11 protein-coding genes and 1 riboswitch are annotated in these 14,373 nt (G+C 45.5%); all 11 genes read left to right on the top strand.

The window, feature by feature from the left end:
• Nucleotides 1-20: 20 nt before the first annotated feature.
• The 11 genes from polX (at nucleotide 21) to uvrC (ending at nucleotide 14,014) form a co-directional block, all read left to right on the top strand.
• Nucleotides 21-1,733 (top strand): DNA polymerase/3'-5' exonuclease PolX, encoded by a 1,713-nt coding sequence (polX, locus tag AXI57_RS12625; protein ID WP_010789420.1) that lies wholly within the window; start codon nucleotides 21-23, stop codon nucleotides 1,731-1,733.
• A 20-nt stretch (nucleotides 1,734-1,753) separates the two neighbouring features.
• Nucleotides 1,754-4,111, top strand: coding sequence for an endonuclease MutS2 (locus tag AXI57_RS12620; RefSeq protein WP_003325176.1), 2,358 nt, complete (start codon nucleotides 1,754-1,756; stop codon nucleotides 4,109-4,111).
• 14 nt (nucleotides 4,112-4,125) lie between these two features.
• Nucleotides 4,126-4,530, top strand: a complete 405-nt coding sequence (locus AXI57_RS12615) for a DUF350 domain-containing protein (protein ID WP_003325177.1) — start codon at nucleotides 4,126-4,128, stop codon at nucleotides 4,528-4,530.
• A 193-nt stretch (nucleotides 4,531-4,723) separates the two neighbouring features.
• Nucleotides 4,724-6,412, top strand: coding sequence for an AMP-binding protein (locus AXI57_RS12610; protein WP_061670277.1), 1,689 nt, complete (start codon nucleotides 4,724-4,726; stop codon nucleotides 6,410-6,412).
• A 133-nt stretch (nucleotides 6,413-6,545) separates the two neighbouring features.
• Nucleotides 6,546-7,130 carry a TetR/AcrR family transcriptional regulator gene (locus tag AXI57_RS12605; protein WP_061670276.1) on the top strand — a complete coding sequence of 195 codons (585 nt, stop codon included), beginning with the start codon at nucleotides 6,546-6,548 and terminating at the stop codon, nucleotides 7,128-7,130.
• A gap of 16 nt (nucleotides 7,131-7,146) precedes the next feature.
• Nucleotides 7,147-7,923, top strand: a complete 777-nt coding sequence (locus tag AXI57_RS12600) for an enoyl-CoA hydratase (protein ID WP_061670275.1) — start codon at nucleotides 7,147-7,149, stop codon at nucleotides 7,921-7,923.
• Between the two features lie 27 nt (nucleotides 7,924-7,950).
• Complete coding sequence (locus AXI57_RS12595) at nucleotides 7,951-8,724, top strand: electron transfer flavoprotein subunit beta/FixA family protein (protein ID WP_061572624.1); 774 nt, start codon at nucleotides 7,951-7,953, stop codon at nucleotides 8,722-8,724.
• A gap of 44 nt (nucleotides 8,725-8,768) precedes the next feature.
• The gene (locus AXI57_RS12590) at nucleotides 8,769-9,746 is read left to right on the top strand and encodes an electron transfer flavoprotein subunit alpha/FixB family protein (RefSeq protein WP_061670274.1); all 978 of its coding nucleotides are present in this window, start codon (nucleotides 8,769-8,771) and stop codon (nucleotides 9,744-9,746) included.
• Nucleotides 9,747-9,975: 229 nt separating this feature from the next.
• Entirely contained in the window at nucleotides 9,976-11,457 is a 1,482-nt protein-coding gene (locus tag AXI57_RS12585) for an alpha-N-arabinofuranosidase (RefSeq protein WP_061670273.1), read from the top strand.
• A 330-nt stretch (nucleotides 11,458-11,787) separates the two neighbouring features.
• The gene (trxA, locus tag AXI57_RS12580; RefSeq protein ID WP_003325184.1) at nucleotides 11,788-12,102 is read left to right on the top strand and encodes a thioredoxin; all 315 of its coding nucleotides are present in this window, start codon (nucleotides 11,788-11,790) and stop codon (nucleotides 12,100-12,102) included.
• 139 nt (nucleotides 12,103-12,241) lie between these two features.
• Entirely contained in the window at nucleotides 12,242-14,014 is a 1,773-nt protein-coding gene (gene uvrC / locus AXI57_RS12575) for an excinuclease ABC subunit UvrC (protein WP_061572627.1), read from the top strand.
• A gap of 65 nt (nucleotides 14,015-14,079) precedes the next feature.
• Nucleotides 14,080-14,259, top strand: a riboswitch (Lysine riboswitch).
• Nucleotides 14,260-14,373 lie beyond the last annotated feature (114 nt).

Here is a 14,373-nt window from a genome sequence, read left to right as displayed (position 1 = left end):
GAATGTCTGGGGGTTGTAAAATGCATAAAAAAGATATTATTAAGCTGCTTGAAACGATTGCAGTATACATGGAACTAAAAGGGGACAACCCGTTTAAAATAGCCGCCTTCCGAAAAGCGGCGGCCGCTTTAGAACAGGATGACCGCAGTTTGTCGGAAATGGACAATATGATGTCGCTTTCAGGCATAGGAAAAGGAACATACAGCGTCATCAAAGAGTATATGGATGAAGGGACGTCGGGCACTCTTGAGAAGCTGAAAGAAGAAGTTCCGGAAGGATTGGTGCCTTTATTGAAACTTCCGGGGCTGGGCGGAAAAAAGATCGCCAAGCTTTATAAAGAGCTGGGCGTTCATGATGCTGACTCGCTGAAAGAAGCATGCGAGCAGCAGAAGGTCCAAGGCCTTGCCGGATTCGGTAAAAAAACCGAAGAAAAAATATTGCAGGCACTCGGAGAAGCGGGCACACAGCCTGAACGCTTTCCGATCGGCTACGCGCTCAGTGTGGCTGGTGAAATTGAAGAGCACTTGTCCGGTTTTACGGACATTATCAAATTTTCCCGCGCCGGAAGCCTCCGCAGAGCGAGAGAAACAGTAAAAGACCTTGATTATATTATTGCGACTGACAATCCCGCTGAAGTAAGAGAGCAGCTGCTGAAGCTTCCAACTATTAAGAGTGTCATCGCAAGCGGAGACACCAAGGTTTCTGTCATTCTTTCTTTTGAATATGAAACGAGTGTGGATTTCCGCCTTGTCACGGAGGAACAGTTTCCGACAACGCTTCACCATTTTACCGGCTCAAAGGACCATAACATTAAAATGCGCCAGATTGCCAAGGAACGCGGCGAAAGAATCAGTGAATACGGCGTGGAAACAGTCGAAACCGGAGAGGTTAAAACTTTTCCGAGTGAACAGGCCTTTTACGCGCATTTCGGTTTGCCGCTGATTCCGCCGGAGATTCGTGAGAGCGGACAAGAGGTGGATACCTATCATGATGGGATTGAACTGATAGAGACGCATGATATAAAGGGAGACCTTCACATGCACTCGGCATGGAGCGACGGGGCGTTTTCCATCAGAGAAATGGCGAAAGCCTGTATGGAAAAAGGCTATGAGTATATGGCGATTACCGATCACTCACAATATCTGAAAGTCGCAAACGGGCTGACGGCGGAAAGGCTGCGGCTGCAGGCAAAGGAAATTGACGCACTGAACGCTGAATTTGAAAACTTCCATATTTTCAAAGGTGTCGAGATGGATATCCTTCCTGATGGGACGCTTGACTATGACGATGACATGTTATCAGAAATGGACCTTGTCATCGCTTCTATTCATTCAAGCTTTAATCAGCCGGAGCACGTCATTATGAAAAGGCTCGAACAGGCCCTGACGAGTAAGCATGTAGATATTATCGCGCATCCGACCGGGCGTCTGATCGGCAGACGGGCAGGCTACCAGATTGATATCGACCAGCTGATTGAACTTGCGAAAAAAACAAATACGGCTTTGGAATTAAATGCGAATCCCGCGCGGCTCGATTTGCGGACAGAGCATTTAATCAAGGCGAATGACAATGGGGTTACATTGGTGATCAACACCGATGCCCATAATATAGATATGCTGAATGATATGAAAACCGGCGTAACCGCCGCGCGCAAAGGCTGGACTGAAAAGAAACATGTCTTAAATGCCCGGTCACTTAAAGAGGTAAAGGCATTCCTGAAGCGCAACGATTAAGTAAGGAGGCTCACACAACCGTGCAGCAGAAAGTTTTATCATCGCTTGAATTTCATAAAGTTAAAGAACAGGTTATCCAGCATGCGGCTTCTTCGCTTGGAAAAGAGAAGCTCCTTGAATTAAAACCTTCAACGGCGATAGAAGAGATTACAAAACAGCTGGAGGAAGTTGACGAGGCTTCTAGTGTCATCCGTCTGAGAGGACAGGCTCCGTTTGGCGGAGTCACAGATATCAGAGCCGCCTTAAAACGCGCAGAAATCGGCAGCGTGCTGAGCCCTGCGGAATTCCGGGACATTTCGGGGTTGCTGTATGCCGTGAAACAGATGAAGAATTTCCTCGGGTCAATGTATGAGGACGGTGTAGAGATTCCTCTCCTGAATCAATATACGGAACAACTAATCGGATTGTCCGAATTAGAGCGGGAAATTAATTCGTGTATCGATGATTACGGTGAAGTGCTCGACCATGCTTCAGAAACATTAAGAGGCATCCGTACCCAGCTCAGAACGCTGGAGTCAAGAATCAGAGACCGCCTCGAGTCTATGCTGCGTTCCTCGTCCGCGTCTAAAATGCTGTCGGATACGATTGTCACGATTCGAAACGACCGATTTGTTATACCGGTGAAACAGGAATACAGATCCAGCTACGGAGGAATCGTTCATGACACCTCCTCCTCAGGCGCGACACTATTCATTGAACCGCAGGCGATTGTCGATATGAATAACTCTCTTCAGCAGGCGAAAGTAAAAGAAAAACAGGAGATCGAACGAATTTTGCGGGAGCTGACAGAGCATACGGCAGAACACACGCATGAGCTCTTTCAAAATCTGCAAGTGCTGCAAACGCTGGATTTCATTTTTGCAAAGGCGAAATACGCCAAAGCATCCAAAGCAACAAAACCGCTTATCAATGACAGGGGCTTTATTCGTTTGAAAAAAGCGCGCCATCCGCTGCTCCCGCCAGAACAAGTCGTTGCCAATGACATTGAACTGGGCGGCGACTTCACGACAATCGTGATTACGGGGCCGAATACCGGAGGGAAGACCGTTACTTTAAAAACACTCGGGTTGTTAACGGTCATGGCGCAGTCCGGCCTTCATATTCCTGCGGAAGAAGGATCGGAAGCGGCGGTCTTTGAACATGTATTTGCAGATATCGGCGATGAGCAGTCGATTGAACAAAGCTTAAGTACCTTTTCATCCCACATGGTGAATATTGTCGGCATTTTAGAGCGTGTCAATGAAAACAGCCTTGTGCTGTTTGACGAGCTTGGAGCGGGGACGGACCCGCAAGAAGGCGCGGCGCTCGCGATGAGCATTCTCGATGAGGTGCACCATACAAACGCCAGAGTTATTGCGACAACCCATTATCCCGAATTAAAAGCATACGGGTATAATCGAAACGGCGTCATGAACGCAAGCGTTGAATTTAACATTGAAACACTGTCGCCGACCTATAAGCTCTTAATCGGCGTTCCCGGGCGAAGCAATGCTTTTGAAATCTCAAGGCGTCTCGGCCTTCCGGAGCATATTATCGGACAAGCGAAATCAGAAATGACGGCCGAGCATAATGAAGTCGATACGATGATTGCCTCTCTTGAGCATAGCAAAAAGCGCGCAGAAGCAGAGCTATCAGAAACAGAATCAATCAGAAAAGAAGCGGAAACGCTTCACAAAGAACTCCAGCAGCAAATCATTGAGCTGAACAGCAAAAAAGATAAATTGCTCGAAGAAGCGGAACAAAAAGCGATTGAAAAAGTAAATGCGGCGACAAAAGAAGCGGAAGACATCATTCATGAGCTGCGGTTGATCAAATCAGAACATAAATCCTTCAAGGACCATGAGCTGATCAACGCCAAAAAACGCTTGGAAGACGCCGTGCCCGCATTTGAAAAATCAAAGCAGCCGCCAAAACAGAAAAAAGAAAAACGCGAGCTGAAGCCGGGAGACGAAGTGAAGGTGCTGACTTTCGGACAAAAAGGTACCTTGCTCGAAAAAACAGGCAGCAGCGAATGGAATGTCCAAATCGGCATTCTCAAAATGAAAGTGAAAGAAAAAGATTTAGAGTTTATGAAATCTTCTCCTGAACCTAAAAAGGAAAAAACAATCGCTGCGGTCAAAGGGAAAGATTACCATGTGGCCTTGGAGCTGGATCTGCGCGGAGAACGCTACGAAAATGCCCTCAGCCGGGTCGAAAAATATTTAGACGACGCGGTTCTGGCCGGCTATCCGAGAGTGTCCATTATTCATGGCAAAGGAACCGGCGCCTTAAGAAAAGGGGTACAGAACCTTTTAAAAAACCACCGCAGTGTGAAGAACTCCCGATTCGGTGAAGCGGGAGAAGGCGGGTCCGGAATTACCATTGTTGAATTAAAATAAAAGGGAGTATCGTCATGAGTGATTTTTGGGAAAACGAGCTTGTTGAAATCGCTGCCTATTACAGTGTGGCCGTACTGTGCCTCGTTCTCTTTTTGAGTATCTTTGAGCTGGTGACAACCTATAAAAACTGGGAAGAAATCCAAAAAGGGAATCTCGCTGTGGCAATGGCAACCGGAGGAAAAATTTTGGGGATTGCGAATGTGTTTCAGCACTCCATTGCGCAGCACAATTCTCTTTTGCAGATGATCGGTTGGGGCGTATACGGTTTTATTATGCTGCTTGTCAGCTATTTTATTTTTGAATTTCTGACGCCGCGTTTTAAAATTGATAAAGAAATCGAGAATGATAACCGGGCTGTCGGCTTTATCTCATTTGTCATATCCGTCGGGCTCTCATTTGTTGTGGCAGCCGGTATATAAGGGGCGAGGAATGAATGGAAAAGCTTGCAAAAATGCTGCTCGCGGCAGCGGGACTTTTTTTGTTAATCGGTCTTATTTATCTGTTCATTATAGCGTAAGAAAAGAAAGGTGAGGTTTTGCCTTTCTTTTTCCTTTTTTAAGCAGTCATCTGATATAATAATAGGGCGCACCCAAAACAGAAAGGAGAGGTTTTATGCAGTCTGAAAAGCCATGGCTTTCTGAATACCCTGATGACATTCCGCATGAACTTCATATTCCCAATCAAACGCTGCAATCCATCCTGACAAACTCCGCCGCACAATTCTCTGAACAAACCGCCATTTATTTTCTCGGAAAAAGACTCACCTATCAAGACGTGTTCAAAGACGCTTTGAAGCTGGCATCCTTTTTGCAAAAAAACGGCCTGGAAAAAGGAGACAGAGTGGCTGTTATGCTGCCGAACTGCCCGCAATCGGTCATTTCTTATTACGGCGTTTTATACGCAGGGGGCATCGTCGTACAAACGAATCCGCTATACACAGAACATGAGCTGGAATATCAGCTCAAAGACAGCGGGGCAAAAATGATCATCACACTTGATTTGCTCTTTCCGAAAGCGATAAAAATGAAAACGTTATCAATCGTGGAGCATATCATTGTGAGCGGCATAAAGGACTATTTGCCGTTTCCGAAAAATATCCTCTATCCGCTCACCCAAAAGCAAAAAGTGTATATTGACTATCACGAAAATGAGAACATTCACACGTTTGCGTCCGTGTTAAAGCCGGAGGAATCAGAGCTCGTGTTTGAACCGGAGATTGATCCGGAGCATGATATCGCCGTTCTTCAATATACCGGGGGAACGACCGGTGCGCCCAAGGGCGTCATGCTCACTCACCGAAACATTCAGGCAAATACCGAGATGTCTGCGGCCTGGATGTATAAAATGGGAAAAGGGACCGAAAAAGTGCTTGGTGTCGTCCCGTTTTTTCACGTATACGGTTTAACCGCCGTTCTCAATTTATCAATGAAAATGGGCTATGAAATGATTCTTCTGCCTAAGTTCGATCCGCAGGCCACACTCAGAACAATTGACAAACAAAAGCCGACGCTGTTTCCGGGGGCGCCGACAATCTATATCGGGCTCTTGCATCATCCCGATCTGCAGCGTTATGATCTGTCTTCCATTAAAAGCTGTCTAAGCGGGTCGGCGGCACTTCCTGTCGAGGTGAAGCAGCAATTCGAAAAAGTAACGGGCGGCAAGCTTGTCGAAGGATACGGTCTGTCCGAGGCTTCCCCTGTCACACATTCCAATTTTCTATGGGGAAAAAATAAAGCCGGCAGCATCGGCTGTCCTTGGCCGAATACAGATGCTGGTATATACTCAGAAGAAACCGGCACATTCGTCGGGCCGTATGAACATGGGGAAATCATTGTAAAAGGCCCGCAAATTATGAAGGGCTACTGGAATAATCCCGAAGAAACGGCTGCGGTGCTCAGAGACGGATGGCTGTTCACCGGGGATATGGGCTATATGGATGAAGAGGGGTTTTTCTATATCGCTGATCGGAAGAAGGATGTCATTATTGCAGGCGGCTACAATATTTATCCGCGCGAAGTCGAAGAGGCGCTGTACGAACACGAAGCGATCCAAGAGATTGTCGTAGCGGGCGTGCCCGATTCGTACAGGGGAGAGACAGTCAAAGCATTTGTTGTATTAAAGAAGGGCGCAAAAGCCGATGTTTCTGAGCTGGATGCTTTCGCCAGAGCCCGCCTCGCTCCCTACAAAGTGCCGAAATTGTATGAATTCAGAGCGGAGCTTCCGAAAACCGCAGTCGGTAAAATTTTAAGAAGAAATCTGGTCGCAGGCGAAGACACTGCGAATTATAACCGCATCACGTAACAGACAGCGCCGTCCGTTTTCAGTCAGGCGGCGGTACATAAAGAAAGGAATCACTTGACAAAGCAAGAAATCCTTTTTATCATAAGGGTATGAATGAATAGTCATTCATTTAGATAGGAAGGAACGATGACCATTGAAACAAAAACGACCCAAGTATATGCAGATTATTGACGCAGCAGTAGAAGTAATAGCGGAAAACGGCTACCACCAATCACAAGTTTCCAAGATCGCAAAACAAGCGGGAGTCGCAGACGGCACCATCTACCTTTATTTTAAAAACAAAGAAGATATATTGATTTCACTCTTTAAAGAAAAAATGGGACAATTCATTGAGCGTATGGAAGAGGAGATCAAAGAAAAACAGACTGCGAAAGAAAAGCTCGCACTGGTGATCACGAAGCACTTTTCACTGCTCGCCGATGACCGCCATCTCGCCATTGTGACTCAGCTTGAGCTCCGCCAGTCCAATTTACAGCTCCGGCAGAAAATTAATGATATTTTAAAAGGCTATCTAAATATTTTAGAATCGATTCTGACAGAAGGAATCGAGTCAGGTGAATTTAAGGAAAATCTTGATATTCGCCTCGCCCGGCAGATGGTCTTTGGAACAATTGATGAAACAGTGACGACATGGGTGATGAACGATCAAAAATACGATCTTACCTCCCTGGCGGACAGAGTATTAGACTTATTAGTATTCGGATTTCATAAAGAATAAAAAGGAGGTCTGTCATATGAATACCATATCATTAGCAGTCGATCAATTTGTTGCTGTAGTGACAATTAACAATCCGCCGGCAAACGCGCTTTCCAGCCGCATTTTAGACGAACTGTCAACCTGCCTCGATCAATTTGAGACCGACGCGAATGTGCGAAGTATCATTATACACGGAGAGGGCAAGTTTTTCTCGGCCGGCGCTGATATTAAAGAATTTACTTCACTCAGATCGAGTGAAGACTCCTCTCTTCTGGCGGATCGCGGCCAACAGCTGATGGAGCGGATTGAAAGTTTCTCCAAACCGATTATTGCTGCCATTCACGGGGCCGCTTTAGGAGGAGGACTGGAACTGGCGATGGCCTGCCATATCAGGATTGCGGCCGAAGACGCCAAACTCGGGCTTCCGGAACTGAATCTCGGCATTATTCCGGGGTTTGCGGGTACACAGCGGCTGCCGCGGTATGTAGGACCGGCAAAAGCGCTTGAAATGATGGGTACTGCAGAACCGATTACCGGACGGGAGGCACTTGATCTCGGCCTCGTGTCAATCGGCGCCAAAGATGAAACAGAAGTGCTTGAAAAAGCAAAGGCTCTTGCCGGAAAGTTTGCAGAAAAAAGCCCGCAAACGATGGCAGCAATCATCGAGCTGCTGTATTCAAACAAGGTGTACTCCTATGACGGCAGCCTGAAGCTTGAAGCGAAAAGGTTTGGAGAAGCGTTTGAATCAGAGGACGCTAAAGAAGGAATCCAAGCGTTTCTTGAAAAAAGAAAGCCTCAATTCAGAGGCGAATAAAAAAGCAGCGGCAAAGGGGATATGATCATGAATCTATTTGTACTGATGAAACGGACGTTTGACACTGAGGAAAAAATCGCCATTGAAGCAGGAAAGATTCAGGATGAGGGAGCGGAATTTATCATTAATCCGTACGATGAATACGCAATCGAAGAAGCGATGCAGCTAAAAGAACAGCACGGGGGAAGTATCACCGCTGTCACCGTGGGAGGGGAAGAGGCTGAAAAAGAGCTTCGCACAGCGCTTGCAATGGGATGTGATCAAGCGGTTTTGATCAATATTGAGGATGATCTGGAAGAACCGGACCAATATGCAGTGTCCACGATTTTGTATCACTATATGAAAGATCAGGAATTCGATGTGATTCTCGGCGGAAACGTAGCAATTGACGGAGGCTCTGGGCAAGTGGCGCCCCGGCTGGCTGAATTGCTGAATATTCCTTATGTAACAACGATTACGAAGCTTGAGATTAACGGCAAAGACGCAAACGCGGAAAGGGACGTAGAAGGGGATGTCGAAAAAATAAAAACATCGCTTCCATTGCTTGTCACCGCGCAGCAAGGCTTAAACGAACCACGCTACCCGTCGCTTCCGGGAATTATGAAAGCGAAGAAAAAACCGCTTGAAGAGCTTGAACTTGACGATCTGGATTTAGACGAGGACGATGTCTCTGCAAAAATTAAAACGATCGAGCGTTTTCTTCCGCCGAAAAAAGAAGCCGGCAAGCTTTTAGAAGGAGAACCGGCTGAGCAGGCAAAAGAGCTTGTATCATTGCTTCGCAGTGAGGCCAAAGTCATTTAGAATGCCAGCAAACCGTATATTCAATGAAACAGGGGGATGTTAGGATGGGAAAAAAAGTGATCGTATTGGGAGAAATTCGAGACGGTGAATTGCGGAATGTGACCTTTGAAGCCATTTCAGCAGGCAGAACCGTTTCTGATAATGGCGAAGTCATCGGCGTACTCATCGGAGATAACGTCTCCAATCATGCGCCTCAGCTCATTCATTATGGAGCGGATAAGGTTCTGACCGCAGAGGACCCGCAGCTTGCAAACTATACTTCAGACGGCTACAGTCAAGCGCTGCGTACAATCATTGAACAAGAAAAACCAGATGCCGTCATATTGGGGCACACGGCAATGGGGAAGGACTTGTCGCCGAAACTTGCCGCTCGCTTCGAAACCGGTCTGATTTCTGATGCCACCGATGTAAGCGTTACCGGAGGGAATGTGGTGTTTACGAGGCCGATTTATTCAGGAAAAGCGTTTGAACGCGTCATTTCTACAGACGCTTTTATGTTCGCGACCATCAGGCCGAATAATATTGAAGCTTTGGAAAAAGACGAAAGCAGGTCAGGCGACATAGAGAGCGTTCAGGTAGCCATTGCCGATCTGCGTACGATCATTGAAGATGTGGTCAAAAAAACCGCAGAAGGCGTCGATTTATCAGAAGCTAAAATCATTGTCGCCGGCGGACGGGGAGTCAAAAGCGAAGAAGGCTTTCAGCCCCTTCAAGAGCTTGCCGATGTTTTAGGAGCCGCTGTAGGCGCATCGCGGGGCGCATGTGATGCTGATTACTGTGACTATTCGCTGCAAATCGGGCAGACTGGCAAAGTCGTTACACCAGATCTCTATATTGCATGCGGTATTTCTGGCGCCATCCAGCATTTGGCGGGAATGTCGAACAGTAAGATTATTGTTGCGATTAATAAAGACCCAGAAGCTGAAATTTTTAAAATTGCGGATTACGGGATTGTCGGTGATTTGTTTGAAGTCGTTCCTTTATTAACTGAAGAATTTAAAAATATCAATATTCATTCATAAGAAGAAAACCCCCGGGCTGTAGAGTCTGGGGGTTTTTTTGTGTTTGGAAATACATACGTACAAATAATATAAATTTAACTTTTTTAATTGACATGTACGAATATATATAATAGGATAGATTTGCGAAATCGCTTACAAAAACTTCAAGTAAAACTGTGGTAAACATAAAGCAGATTGACAGATCACTAGGGTGCTTCTTCATTTTATACATGAGAGGAATGGTCAGGCGATGAAAAAAAATACTGCGGTTATTCAAACGGATATTGAAAAAGGAACCATTAACAAAAACATATATGGCCAGTTTGCTGAACATTTAGGAAGAGGGATATACGAGGGAATTTGGGTTGGAAAAGATTCAGAGATTCCTCATGTCAACGGCGTAAGAAAAGATGTGCTGGAAGCTTTAAAACGGCTGCAAATTCCCGTTCTGAGGTGGCCGGGCGGATGCTTTGCGGATGAGTATCATTGGGCTAACGGAGTAGGCGATCGTAAATCCATGCTGAACACTCATTGGGGCGGAACGATTGAGTCAAATGAATTCGGCACCCATGAATTTATGATGCTGTGCGACATGCTTGAGTGTGAACCGTATATTTGCGGAAATGTCGGCAGCGGAACCGTTCAAGAAATGTCAGAATGGGTGGAATATATGACGTTTGAAGGCGGTACACCGATGTCAGACTGGAGAAAACAAAACGGAAGAGAGGACCCGTGGAAGCTGACATATTTCGGTGTGGGAAATGAAAACTGGGGCTGCGGCGGCAATATGCATCCTGAGTACTACGCTGACTTATATCGCCGCTTTCAAACCTATGTCCGCAATTACAGCGGAAATGAAATCTATAAAATTGCCGGCGGAGCGAATGTGGATGATTTTAAATGGACAGAAGTACTCATGAGCAAGGCGGCCAATCTCATGGACGGATTAAGCCTTCATTATTACACTATTCCGGGAGACTTTTGGAAGGGAAAGGGCTCTGCGACAGAATTCACTGAAGATGAATGGTTCATTACAATGAAAAAGGCAGATTATATGGACGAGTTGATCCGAAAGCATAGCACGATCATGGACCGATATGATCCCGATGAGCGTGTCGGACTGATCATCGACGAATGGGGCACCTGGTTTGATCCTGAGCCTGGCACCAACCCCGGTTTCTTGTACCAGCAAAATACCATTCGTGACGCTCTGGTTGCCGCTTCACATTTTCATATTTTCCACAAGCATTGCAGCCGTGTTCAAATGGCAAATATCGCACAAGCCGTAAACGTGCTTCAGGCCATGATTCTTACTGATGGAGAAAATATGCTTCTGACTCCGACGTACCATGTATTCGAGATGTTTAAAGTGCATCAGGACGCGTCTCTATTGGCGACAGACGTCACGGCTGCTGAGTATGAATGGAAGGGGGAAAGAATGCCCCAAATCAATATATCAGCCTCGAAAAACAAAAAGGGCGCCATCAATATCACCATTTGCAATATTGATCATCAAAACAAAGCTGATGCGGAGATAAAGCTCAGAGGGCTAGAGAACATAAACGAAAGCTCGGGGGTCATTCTCCATGCGAAGCACATGAACGCCCATAATACATTCGACAAGCCGGACAGCATCAAGCCGGAAGCATTTGACCGCTTTACGATCGAAGACTGCCGGCTGAAAGTGAAGCTTCCTCCGATGTCAATCGTTTTAATCACCGTCGGGGCATAACCCTGCAGCTCCAAAAACCCCTGTCATAGCGCTCAGGGGTTTTTAGGTTTTGAAAATCATGGAACGGGGCATAATAAAGTATCATGCTTATATAGAAGGGATGTTGTCCTATGCTTCGCACCATTTTAATGATTATCGGAGCCATCGTAGTGATTGGAGCTATTATTAGATTCGTTTTTTAAACAAGTTAAATACATCTGATCTTGCAGCTTAAAAGCTGAGTAAATCAATATTGAACAGGGAAACATAATTTTCAAGCATTTAATTAGCAAGAACGAATGGGAGATGCTATACTAAAAATCATCATTTCACAAATGGAGGAATTAAATAATGGCTATCGTAAAAGCAACTGATCAATCGTTCTCAGCTGAAACAAACGAAGGTGTCGTACTGGCAGATTTCTGGGCGCCTTGGTGCGGACCTTGTAAAATGATTGCACCTGTTCTTGAAGAGCTTGATCAAGAAATGGGCGACAAACTGAAAATCGTCAAAATCGACGTAGATGAAAACCAAGAAACAGCCGGCAAATACGGCGTTATGAGTATTCCGACGCTTCTAGTATTAAAAGACGGCGAGGTTGTTGAAACATCTGTCGGTTTCAAACCGAAAGAAGCGCTTCAAGAGCTTGTAAACAAACATATGTAATTCGGCTGCGGCGATGCAGGGCGATTCCAACTCGGGATCGCTTTTTTTATATTCAGATTATGAAAATGGTGAAAAACAAATGTTCGTGTTACACTTAATATAAATGAAAAATCAGGACTAATATAAGGAAGGGTACCGCATGAACAAACATATAAAAGAGAAACTAGCCCTCCTTCCCGATCAGCCCGGGTGTTATTTAATGAAGGACCGCCAGCAAACGATTATCTATGTGGGGAAAGCGAAAGTGCTCAAAAACAGAGTGCGTTCTTACTTTACCGGTTCTCATGATGCGAAAACCCAACGGCTTGTGACGGAAATAGAGGATTTTGAATATATCGTAACCTCCTCCAATCTGGAAGCGCTGATTTTAGAAATGAATTTAATCAAAAAGCATGATCCGAAATACAATATCATGCTCAAAGATGATAAAACCTATCCGTTTATTAAAATCACTCATGAACGCCATCCGAGACTGATTGTCACCCGCAATGTAAAAAAAGACAAAGGGCGTTATTTCGGCCCTTACCCGAACGTGCAGGCAGCAAGGGAAACGAAAAAGCTTCTCGACCGCCTGTACCCGCTCAGAAAGTGTTCGAAGCTTCCGGACCGTGTTTGTCTGTATTATCACCTCGGCCAATGCCTCGCTCCGTGTGTAAAAGATATTTCCGAGGAGACGAACAGACAGCTGGTTGACGAGATTACCCGTTTTTTAAAGGGAGGCTACAATCAAGTCAAAAAAGAACTGGAAGAAAAAATGCACGAAGCGGCTGAAAATCTTGAATTTGAACGGGCGAAGGAGCTCCGCGACCAAATGGCCCATATTGAATCAACGATGGAAAAACAAAAAATGACGATGAACGACCTTGTTGACCGTGATGTGTTCGCCTATGCGTATGACAAAGGCTGGATGTGTGTGCAGGTCTTTTTCATCCGGCAAGGCAAGCTCATTGAACGTGATGTCAGCATGTTTCCGATGTATCAGGAAGCGGATGAAGAATTCCTCACTTTTATCGGCCAATTTTATTCCAAAAACAATCACTTCCTGCCGAAGGAAATTTTAGTGCCTGACAGTGTCGACCAAACCATGATTGAGCAGCTGCTGGAAACAAGCGTACACCAGCCGAAAAAAGGTGCGAAAAAAGAGCTGCTGATGCTCGCGCATAAAAATGCGAAAATCGCGCTGAAGGAAAAATTCTCTCTGATAGAACGTGATGAGGAGCGGTCGATCGGGGCTGTTCAGAGATTGGGAGAAGCGTTAAATATTTATACGCCTCACCGAATTGAAGCATTTGATAACTCAAACATTCAAGGAACAAATCCTGTATCGGCCATGATTGTGTTTATTGACGGAAAACCGAACAAAAAGGAATACCGCAAATACAAAATCAAAACGGTTACAGGTCCGGATGATTACGGCTCAATGAGAGAAGTCGTCAGAAGGCGGTATTCGAGAGTGCTTCGTGAAAACCTGCCGCTGCCTGATTTGATTATCATTGATGGAGGAAAAGGCCAAATTAACGCCGCGAAAGACGTGCTCGAAAATGAACTTGGCTTGGATGTGCCGATTGCCGGCTTGGCCAAGGATGATAAACACAGAACATCGAATTTATTAATAGGCGATCCGCTGGAGGCCATTTACCTTGAACGGAACAGCCAGGAATTTTACCTGCTTCAGCGGATTCAGGACGAAGTTCACCGGTTTGCGATCAGTTTCCACAGGCAAATCAGGGGGAAAAGCGCTTTTCAATCTGTATTGGACGACATCCCGGGCATAGGCGAAAAACGAAAAAAATCGCTATTAAAGCATTTTGGCTCAGTCAAAAAAATGAAGGAAGCAAGCCTTGAAGACATCCAAAAGGCGGGCGTTCCTTCCGCGGCGGCGCAGCTGCTTTATGATAAATTGAAAAAATAACGTTGTCCTTTTTAAAGAAGTCTGATAAAATGTGAACTAATTTCATAAGTTAGATCGTGTAATATGGTGAAGATAGAGGTGCGAACTTCAAGAGTAAGCCTTTGGAGAAAGATGGTTTCTGTGAAAAAGGCTGAAAGGGGAGCGTCGCCGAAGTAAATAAAACCCCATCTGTTTTATTTGCTGGCCGTGCATTGAACAAATGTAAGGCTGTCAAGAAATCATTTTCTTGGAGGGCTATCTCGTTGTTCATAATCATCGTGATGATTAATTGATAAGCAATGAGAGCGAATTCCTCTCATTGCTTTTTTTATTGTGAACAAAGCGCTCTTTCTCCTCATCCGCACGAACCAAAATGTAAA

Source organism: Bacillus atrophaeus, from assembly GCF_001584335.1.
GTDB lineage: Bacteria > Bacillota > Bacilli > Bacillales > Bacillaceae > Bacillus > Bacillus atrophaeus.
The sequence above is the reverse complement of the archived record's forward strand: the minus strand, read 5'-3'. Positions and strand labels throughout refer to the sequence as shown.

What these genes read in the sequence shown, in the direction of transcription:
- polX (WP_010789420.1), top strand. Translation starts at nt 21, where the DNA reads ATGCATAAAAAAGATATTATTAAGCTGCTTGAAACGATTGCAGTATAC.
- AXI57_RS12595 (WP_061572624.1), top strand. Translation starts at nt 7,951, where the DNA reads ATGAATCTATTTGTACTGATGAAACGGACGTTTGACACTGAGGAAAAA.
- AXI57_RS12610 (WP_061670277.1), top strand. Translation starts at nt 4,724, where the DNA reads ATGCAGTCTGAAAAGCCATGGCTTTCTGAATACCCTGATGACATTCCG.
- AXI57_RS12615 (WP_003325177.1), top strand. Translation starts at nt 4,126, where the DNA reads ATGAGTGATTTTTGGGAAAACGAGCTTGTTGAAATCGCTGCCTATTAC.
- AXI57_RS12590 (WP_061670274.1), top strand. Translation starts at nt 8,769, where the DNA reads ATGGGAAAAAAAGTGATCGTATTGGGAGAAATTCGAGACGGTGAATTG.
- trxA (WP_003325184.1), top strand. Translation starts at nt 11,788, where the DNA reads ATGGCTATCGTAAAAGCAACTGATCAATCGTTCTCAGCTGAAACAAAC.
- AXI57_RS12585 (WP_061670273.1), top strand. Translation starts at nt 9,976, where the DNA reads ATGAAAAAAAATACTGCGGTTATTCAAACGGATATTGAAAAAGGAACC.
- uvrC (WP_061572627.1), top strand. Translation starts at nt 12,242, where the DNA reads ATGAACAAACATATAAAAGAGAAACTAGCCCTCCTTCCCGATCAGCCC.
- AXI57_RS12600 (WP_061670275.1), top strand. Translation starts at nt 7,147, where the DNA reads ATGAATACCATATCATTAGCAGTCGATCAATTTGTTGCTGTAGTGACA.